General features: G+C 71.4%; 8 protein-coding genes and 1 pseudogene. 5 read left to right on the top strand and 4 right to left on the bottom strand.

Translation table 11 applies throughout. The features are described from left to right. A pseudogene (locus QPJ90_RS11710) lies at positions 1–1199 on the top strand (hypothetical protein); the annotation flags it as partial. A gap of 67 nt (positions 1200–1266) precedes the next feature. Continuing rightward, complete coding sequence (locus tag QPJ90_RS11705) at positions 1267–2238, top strand: magnesium transporter CorA family protein (protein ID WP_290131393.1); 972 nt, start codon at positions 1267–1269, stop codon at positions 2236–2238. Positions 2239–2251: 13 nt separating this feature from the next. On the opposite strand, the gene QPJ90_RS11700 is transcribed toward QPJ90_RS11705, so the two are convergent. Continuing rightward, positions 2252–3403 (bottom strand): SLC13 family permease, encoded by a 1152-nt coding sequence (locus tag QPJ90_RS11700; RefSeq protein WP_290131392.1) that lies wholly within the window; start codon positions 3401–3403, stop codon positions 2252–2254. A 95-nt stretch (positions 3404–3498) separates the two neighbouring features. Between QPJ90_RS11700 and QPJ90_RS11695 the strand changes: the two genes are divergently transcribed. Then, positions 3499–3690, top strand: a complete 192-nt coding sequence (locus QPJ90_RS11695) for a hypothetical protein (protein WP_058725532.1) — start codon at positions 3499–3501, stop codon at positions 3688–3690. A gap of 94 nt (positions 3691–3784) precedes the next feature. Here the strand turns inward: QPJ90_RS11695 and QPJ90_RS11690 are convergent, their stop codons facing one another. Continuing rightward, positions 3785–4951 carry a mechanosensitive ion channel domain-containing protein gene (locus tag QPJ90_RS11690; protein WP_290131391.1) on the bottom strand — a complete coding sequence of 389 codons (1167 nt, stop codon included), beginning with the start codon at positions 4949–4951 and terminating at the stop codon, positions 3785–3787. Positions 4952–5041: 90 nt separating this feature from the next. Here QPJ90_RS11690 and QPJ90_RS11685 point away from each other — a divergent pair, with 90 nt between their 5' ends. Then, positions 5042–6586, top strand: a complete 1545-nt coding sequence (locus QPJ90_RS11685) for an amino acid permease (protein WP_290131390.1) — start codon at positions 5042–5044, stop codon at positions 6584–6586. A 56-nt stretch (positions 6587–6642) separates the two neighbouring features. Next, a complete protein-coding gene (locus QPJ90_RS11680) occupies positions 6643–6942 on the top strand; it encodes a hypothetical protein (protein ID WP_290131389.1) in 300 nt (99 codons plus the stop codon). A gap of 9 nt (positions 6943–6951) precedes the next feature. Here QPJ90_RS11680 and QPJ90_RS11675 read toward each other — a convergent pair whose 3' ends face one another. Then, positions 6952–7785 (bottom strand): VOC family protein, encoded by an 834-nt coding sequence (locus QPJ90_RS11675; protein WP_290131388.1) that lies wholly within the window; start codon positions 7783–7785, stop codon positions 6952–6954. 162 nt (positions 7786–7947) lie between these two features. Then, a complete protein-coding gene (locus QPJ90_RS11670) occupies positions 7948–8160 on the bottom strand; it encodes an SCO4848 family membrane protein (RefSeq protein WP_290131387.1) in 213 nt (70 codons plus the stop codon). Positions 8161–8201: the final 41 nt, after the last annotated feature.

The following is an 8201-nucleotide window of genomic DNA, read 5'->3' as shown; positions in this document are numbered from 1 at the left end:
GCACTCCCGGCGCGACCGTCGCCGGTGCGCCGGTCGTCGGTCAGCCGGCCGCCACGCCGACCGCGCCCGCCACGGACCAGCACGGCACCGGGGCACCCGCCGAGCACGCGCCCGTCGACGGCGCGTGGGCCCAGGCGCCCGGCGTCGGCGCCCCCGGCGTCGGTGCTCCCGGCGTCGGTGCGCCCGGCGCCGGCGGCCCGCAGCCGTTCATCGGCGGCCAGGCACCCACCCCGACCCCGCTGTCGCCGAAGGCCCGCAAGGTGCTCGTCCGCTCGCTCGTCGCCGCCGGCGTCGTCGTGGTGGTCGTCGTCGCCGGTGCCGTCACCACGGGGGTCCTCCGGTCGAACGTGTGGGGTCCGGCCCCGACCGCCCGGAGCTACGTCGAGGCCATCGCCCGCGGTGACGCCGACACCGCGTCCCGGATGACCGAGGCACCGTCGAACGCCTCCATGCTCGACGCCGCCGTCCTGGAGAGCGCCGAGGACCGTCCGACGAACGTCCGCATCGGCCGGGTGTCGACCTCGGGCGACACCGCGTACGCGACCGTCCGCTACCAGCAGGGCGGCTCGGACCGCTCCGGTGACATCACGCTGGAGCGCACGGGCACCTCGTTCCTCGTGAAGGACGAGTGGCGTGTCACGAAGCCGCTCGCCGACCGTGTGTCGATCTCGGCGAGCGACGTGCTCGAGGGTGCGGACGTGACCGTCGGCGGGAAGAAGGTCGGCGCGATCGAGAACGGCGCGTTCGAGTCGCTCGCCTACCCCGGCAGCTACGAGGTCGAGGTCGGCGGGACGAAGTACTTCACCGGTGGCACGAAGACCGTGAAGGTCGGCGCGTCCGCTGCCCCGTACGTGTCCTTCCAGCCCACGGCGACGAAGGCGCTCGAGCGCGATGCCGAGCAGTACGTCTCGGACCTCATCGACACCTGCGCCGAGAAGACCGACATCGGCTACGGCGACGGTTGCCCCTGGTACGGCCCGTACGACGCCGACGGCTCGGTGCAGTACACGGTGAAGTCGAAGCCCGAGCTGACGGTCGAGTCCTCCGGCAGCGGCTACGTCGAGGTGAAGAGCACGAAGGACGGCCAGATCGCCTACTCGTACAAGGACTTCTTCGGCGACGCCAAGAAGGGCGACGACAGCTTCGACGTCGACACCTACCTGAAGGTCGAGGACGGCAAGCTCGTCTCCGCGTACTGAGCACACGCACACCACGACGGCGGCCGGTCCGGGAGTCCCGGGCCGGCCGTCGCCGTACGCTGGGCTGATGGTCATGACGAGGGCGTGGCGGAACGGCACCGCAGCGGAACGCGACTTCCCGGTGGAGCGGGTCTCCGACCTCGTCGCCGAACCCGGCACGTTCGTGTGGGTGGACCACACCGACCCCCGGCCGGAGGACCTCGCCGACCTCGAGGAGGAGCTCGGCGTCCACGCCCTCGCCGTCGAGGACGCCCTCGAGGGCGGGCAGCGGCCGAAGCTCGACCGGTACCGCGAGAGCCTGTTCCTCGTGGTCTACGACGTCAGCGGCCGCACCGACGCCGGCGAACTCGTCAGCCACGAGGTGAAGGCCTTCGTGACGAAGCGGGCACTCATCACCATCCACGGCACCGACGTCGACCTCCGCGACGTCGAGCACCGCCTCGACGCCAACGCCGACATCGCCGACCACGGCGTGCCCTGGCTCATGTGGGCACTGCTCGACACCGTGGTCGACCACGCCTCGGACGTCGTCGAGGACCTCGACCAGGCGGTCAGCGCGCTCGAGGACGACCTGTTCGAGCACGGCAGCAGCCGCGAACGCCAGATCCAGCGGCGGTCGTTCGTGCTCCGGAAGCAGCTCGGGGTGCTCCGCCGGCTCGTCGTGCCGACACGCGACAGCGTCACGTCGATCCTCCACGGCGACGCGGAGCTCGTGGTCGACGGCATCCGGCCGTACTTCCGGGACGTCCAGGACCACCTCGTGACGATCGCGGACTCGGTCGAGCAGCTGCGCGAAGCGGTCGGCAGCGTGCTCGACACGAACCTCGGCATCGCGTCGAACCACCAGAACGTCGTCATGAAGAAGGTCACCGGCTGGGCTGCGATCATCGCGATCCCGACGGCCATCACGGGGTTCTTCGGGCAGAACGTGAAGTTCCCCGGCGAGAGCGCGTGGAGCGGCCTCTACGCCTCGATCGGGCTGATCATCGCGTCCTCGCTCGTGCTCTACCGCGTCTTCAAGAGCAAGGACTGGCTGTAGGTCTTCGCGCCCGTCAGAGACGCAGGGCGAGCACCCCGGCCACGACGGTCAGCGGGGCGACGACACACCCGAGCGCCATGTACCGCCCCCACGACAGGTGGACCCCCTCCGACGCGAGCCGCGCGTGCCACAGCAGCGTCGCGAGGGACGCCCACGGGGTGATCAGGCAGCCGGCGTTCACCCCGACGAGGAGTGCCGCGTACCGCAGTGCCTCGTGCCCGGCCGCCGGCTCGAGCACGAGGTAGGCGGGCAGGTTGTCGATGGCGTTCGCCGCCACCGCACCCGCGCCGCCCAGCGCCAGGAGGGAGCCGGTGCCGGTACCGCCGGGCAGCGCGTCGACGATCGGGTCGGTGAGCCCCGTGGTGTGCAGCGTCTCGACGACGACGAAGAGCCCGGCGGCGAAGAGGAGCGTGGACCACGGCACGCGCGAGACGCGCAGCTCCGAGGGCGCCCGGAAGGCGGCCACGACGACCAGCAGCACGGCAGCGACGACCGCCGCGATCCAGACCGTCACGCCCGCCGTCAGCGCGACGACGAGCGCGACGAGCACCGCCGACGCCGACCAGAAGAACACCGGGTCGGACGCCCGACGGACCGGCACGGGCGTGTAGCGGCCGAACAGCTTCCCGCGGAAGACCACGAGGAGCACCGCACACGGGATGACGACGCCGGCGAGCGCCGCCCACACCATCAGTCCCGCGAACGGGATCGGTCCGTCGAGCCCGATGCGGTCGACGGCGAGCAGGTTCGTCAGGTTCGACACGGGCAGGAGGAGCGACGCCGTGTTCGCCAGCCACACGGTGGTGAGGGCGAACGGCATGGGCGGGAGCCCCACGCGCCGGGCGAGCGTGATGACGATCGGCGTGAGGAGTACCGCCGTCGTGTCGATCGACAGGAACACGGTGCAGACCACGGCGAGCACGACGACCGCGGCCCAGAGGCCGATCGTGCGCCCGCCGCCGACGCGGGCGGCGAGGTCGGCGAGCCGGTCGAACACGCCGGCGTCGGCGGCGAGCTCGGCCACGATCGTGAGACCGAGCACGAAGCCGAGCACCGGCACGACGCGGTCGGCCAGCTCGGCGAGGTCGGACAGGGGCAGGAGCCCGAGGGCGACGCACACGGCACCGACCACGAGCAGGACTCCGCCGATGACGGCCTGACGCACACTCACTCCTCACGAGCACGCCGGCCCAGGGGTGACCGGCGGCGCTCCAATGTAGCGGCCGGTAGCGTTGACGGGACGACCAGGAGGAGGAACCCGTGCGGAAGTTCATGTTCAGCGGTGCTGTGTGGAGCTCGATCATCAGCGGCTACAGCGTGGTGCAGACCACCCGCCAGGGTCCGCGCGACTGGCGCCTCGCGCTCACCTGGGTGGCGTGGCTCGCGACGACGATCGTCGCGATCGGCACGGTGGTCGAGGACGACCGCGCCGTGAAAGCGCGTCAGCCGTAGGGCGGGAGCCGGAGCGGGTCGCGAGGCGACCACACGACGGACGGGAGGCACGTGGCGGGTCCGCCACGTGCCTCCCGTCCGTTCGTCGACCCGGCTACGGCACGTCCGCCGGCCGGACGTCGGAGGTGCTGATCGGCCCGGTGAACATCGCGGCTCGCTCGTCGTGCTCACCGCCGAAGAGCGCCGACGACGCGGCGGTCGACGCGCCGCGTCGTCGCGGCGCGGCGACGTCCTCCACCATGAGCACCCGCTGCACGGGCTGCGCGTCCGGGTGCGTTCTTTGGATCCAGGCGACCAGTTCCTCGCGGACGTAGCAGCGCAGGTCGAACAGCGACGGGGCGTCGTGCGCGGTGACGAGCACGCGGACGTGCACGAACCCCTGCACGGCGTCGGTGACCTGGAGCACCTGGACCCGGCGGTCCCAGAGCTCGGTCCGCTCGAGGATCCGTTCGAGCTCGACGCGCATGTCTCCGGGGCGCACGCGCCAGTCGAGGTCGAACTCGACGGCACCGAGCAGTTCGCTGTTCGTCCGCGTCCAGTTCTCGAACGGGGTGCTCGTGAAGTACGTCGACGGGAGCACGAACCGGCGGTCGTCCCACAGGTGCACGACGACGTAGGTCAGGGTGATCTCCTCGATCCTCCCCCACTGCTGCTCGACCACCACGACGTCGTCGACCCGGATGGACCCGGAGAACGCGAGCTGCATGCCCGCGAACACGTTGCCGAGCGTCGACTGCGCCGCGAGGCCGGCGATCACGGAGATCAGCCCCGCGGAGGCGAGCACGCTCGCGCCGGCGGCCTCGACCCCGGGGAAGGTCAGCAGGATCGCGCCGACCGCGATGATGACGAGCACCGCGACGGTCAGGCGGCGCAGGACGAGCACCTGGGTCTTGACCCGGCGGGCGACGCGGTTGTCGGGCACGTCCGTCCGGTAGCGGTGCAGGCCGAGGGACTCGAGGAAGATCGCGACCTCGCAGGCGAGCCAGCAGCCGGTACCGATCACCGCGATGAGGAACACGTGCGAGACCTCGTCGCGCCACGGGTACGCACGGGTGTCCGGGACGCTCGTGGCGAAGGCCGTCCAGAGCAGGGCGATGAGCAGCACGGTGCGGAAGGGGTGCTTCGTCCGACGGGAGAGCACGGACGCCCAGCGTTCACGACGGGCGAGGGAGCGGAAGACGAGGTGGGTGACGAGCGCGGCGACGGCCGTGACGAGCAGGGCGAACCCGACCGCGACGAGGAGTCGGAGGAGGATGTCCATCCCTCCATGCAACCAAGACGACGGTCCCCCGGGTCCAGCGGGGCGGGTTGTGTGCCACCCCGGGTCGCTCGCACCTGTAGCGTGTCGCGCATGACAGCGCAGAACGACACGGGAGCCCGTCGCGCCCCCGCGCAGGACTTCTCGCACGAGCAGGAGGGCTACCAGCACGGTCTGAAGCCCCGGCAGTTGCAGATGATCGCGATCGGCGGGGCCATCGGCACCGGCCTCTTCCTCGGTGCCGGTGGACGGCTCAACTCCGCGGGTCCCGCGCTCGCCATCACCTACCTGGTGGCCGGGATCTTCGCGTTCTTCATCCTCCGTGCCCTCGGCGAGCTCGTGCTGCACCGCCCCTCCTCCGGGTCGTTCATCTCGTACGCGCGCGAGTTCTACGGCGAGAAGTTCGCGTACGCCGCCGGGTGGATGTACTTCCTGAACTGGGCGATGACCTCGATCGTGGACACCACCGCGGTCGCGCTCTACATGCAGTACTGGAAGCCGTTCACCTCGGCGCCGCAGTGGCTGATGGCGCTCATCGCCCTCGTCGTCGTCCTCGCGGCCAACCTCGTCGCGGTCAAGGTCTTCGGCGAGCTCGAGTTCTGGTTCGCACTCATCAAGGTTGCCGCCCTCGTCGCGTTCCTCGTGGTCGCGCTGGTGTGGCTCATCTTCGCGTTCCCCGTCGAGACCGGCGGGCAGGCGGTGCAGACCGGCTTCTCGATCCTGCAGAACAACGACGGCGTGTTCCCGAACGGCCTGTTGCCCGCGGTCCTCGTGATCCAGGGCGTCGTGTTCGCGTACGCGGCGATCGAGCTCGTCGGCACGGCTTCGGGCGAGACGCAGGACACCGAGAAGGTCATCCCGCGCGCGATCAACTCCGTCGTCTTCCGCATCGCGGTGTTCTACGTCGGCTCGGTCGTGCTGCTCTCGCTCCTGCTGCCGTACACCTCCTACAAGGAGGGCGAGAGCCCGTTCGTGACGTTCTTCTCGTCGATCGGCAACCCGCAGGTCGGGCAGGTCGTCGGGTCGATCATGAACTTCGTCGTGCTCACGGCGGCGCTGTCGTCGCTGAACGCCGGCCTCTACTCGACCGGCCGCGCGCTGCACTCGATGGGCATGAACGGCTCCGCGCCGAAGTGGACCACGAAGATGTCGCGCGGCGGCGTCCCGTACGCGGGCATCCTGCTCACCGCGGGCTTCACGGTCGTCGGCGTCGTGCTCAACTACTTCGTGCCGTCCCAGGCGTTCGAGATCGCCCTCAACGTGGCGAGCCTCGGCATCATCACGGCGTGGGGCACGATCATCCTCTGCCAGATGAAGCTCCGGAGCTGGGCGAAGCAGGGCCTCGCGAAGGAGCCCACGTTCCGCCTGCCCGGCGCACCGGTGACCGCGTGGCTCACGCTGGCGTTCCTCGCGTCGGTCATCGTGCTCATGGCGATCGACTACCCGGTCGGCACCTACACGATCGCGTCCCTCGTGATCATCATCCCGCTCCTGATCGTCGGCTGGTTCCTGCAGCGCGACCGGATCCTCCGCATCGCGGCCCTCCGCGAGGGCGTCACCGGGCCGTACCCAGTCACCGGACGCGACCCCGCGAACCAGGTGCGCCGTGACGGGACGGGTGACCAGTCCGGGAAGTGACGCGCGTCCACCGGATCGTCCGTGACGGGTCCGGCGTCCGCCGGTAGCATCGGCGGGTGCCGGACCCGTCGCTCATCCCCTCACTCGACCTGCAGCTGACCTGGCGCGGCACGTTCGGTCGCGTGCGCGTCTTCGACGACCGGGTCACCGCCGAGACGAGCTACGAGCGGTCCGGCCGCACCGAAGTGCCGATGGGATCGGTGCGTGGCTGGCGGATCGGCCCGTGCGACGACGACGCGGTGTGCGTCGAGTTCGTCACCGACGACGACACCTACCGCGTGCTGCTCGACACCACGGACGAGCGGGTGGCCGACCACGCCCTCCGCCGGGTGCTCGGGGCGCCCCTGGCGGACTGAGCTCCGCGGTCAGCCGCGCGGCACGAACTGCGTCAGGCGGAACGGCGCGCCCTGGGCGTCCTCGACCTCGGCCGCCCGCGTCCAGTAGCCCTCCCACGTCCCGGTGATGCACCCACCGAGCTCCTCGACCCTGGTCGCCGCGGCGTCGCGGTCGGCACAACTGAACGCCACGTGCCAGTCGTCGTGGCCGGCGTCGAGGCGGTCGAGCGCGCCGATGACGTCGGCGAACCCCTCCGGAGCCCCGACCTGCCGTTCCTGGATCGACGGGTCGGACGTCGCCGCGAGGTGGTCGCCGTAGCCGGGCAGCCGGAGCATCGCTCCGGGTCCCTCCTGCATGTCGGACACGAGCCAGCCGAACAGGTCGGCGTAGAACGCGAGTGCCGCGTCCGGCTCGGTGGCGCGGAGGTCGCTGAACACCCAACCGCCCGGTGCGTTGATGTGCTGCGACCCGAGCCGGGCACGGGCCTGCCAGAGCCCGAACGCCGCCCCGCGCGGATCGACGCAGTCGACGCTGCGGCCCGCGGCACCGCCGGCACCGGCGTCCTCGGGCGCGGTGGCGGTCCCGCCGAGCGCCACGACCCGCGCTGCCACCGCATCGGCGTCGTCGACCGCGACGTACGTCTGCCACCGCGCCGGGTCGCCGCTCGACGCCACCGCGCCGACCTCGCGTCCGTCGACGCTCGCGATCCGGTACGACCCCGGGACGCCGGGCGGCAGGCGTTCCTCGAACGACCAGCCGAAGAGGCCGCCGTAGAACGCCTCGGCGGCGTCCGGGTCGGGCGTGCGCAGGTCGATCCAGCTCGGCACGCCCTGGGGGTAGGTGCGGGGTGTCGCGTCCGTCACGGGGTCCTCCTGTCGCCGGTGGCACCCGGTCTACCCCGGACCACCGACGTCCGTCACGCGGACCGGACGGTGCTGCCGCACCACATGGCGGACGGGAGGCCCGTGGCGGCGCCGCCACGGGCCTCCCGTCCGCCGCGTGCGCACGACGCGGGGTGTGCCGGGTCAGACCAGCAGGAGGATGCCCGCCACCACCGACGCGGCCGCGATCGCCAGCGCGATCACGACGAGGACGAGGTGCACGCGCCAGAACGTCGTCGGCCGGCCCGCGGCGTCGCGCGCCCGCGGGTCCTTCGCGACGCGCTGGAAGAAGCGCGGCCAGGCGACGACGTTGAAGACGGCGCCGATGAACAGGACGAGGGCGGCGAAGACGAGCACGTACCGATCGTAACGACCGTCGCTGTCGCACCGGCTGGTGC

Source organism: Curtobacterium sp. 458, from assembly GCF_030406605.1.
In the GTDB taxonomy this organism is placed as follows: Bacteria; Actinomycetota; Actinomycetes; order Actinomycetales; family Microbacteriaceae; genus Curtobacterium.
Note: the sequence above shows the minus strand (reverse complement) of the source record. Positions and strands in the feature narration are given on the sequence as shown.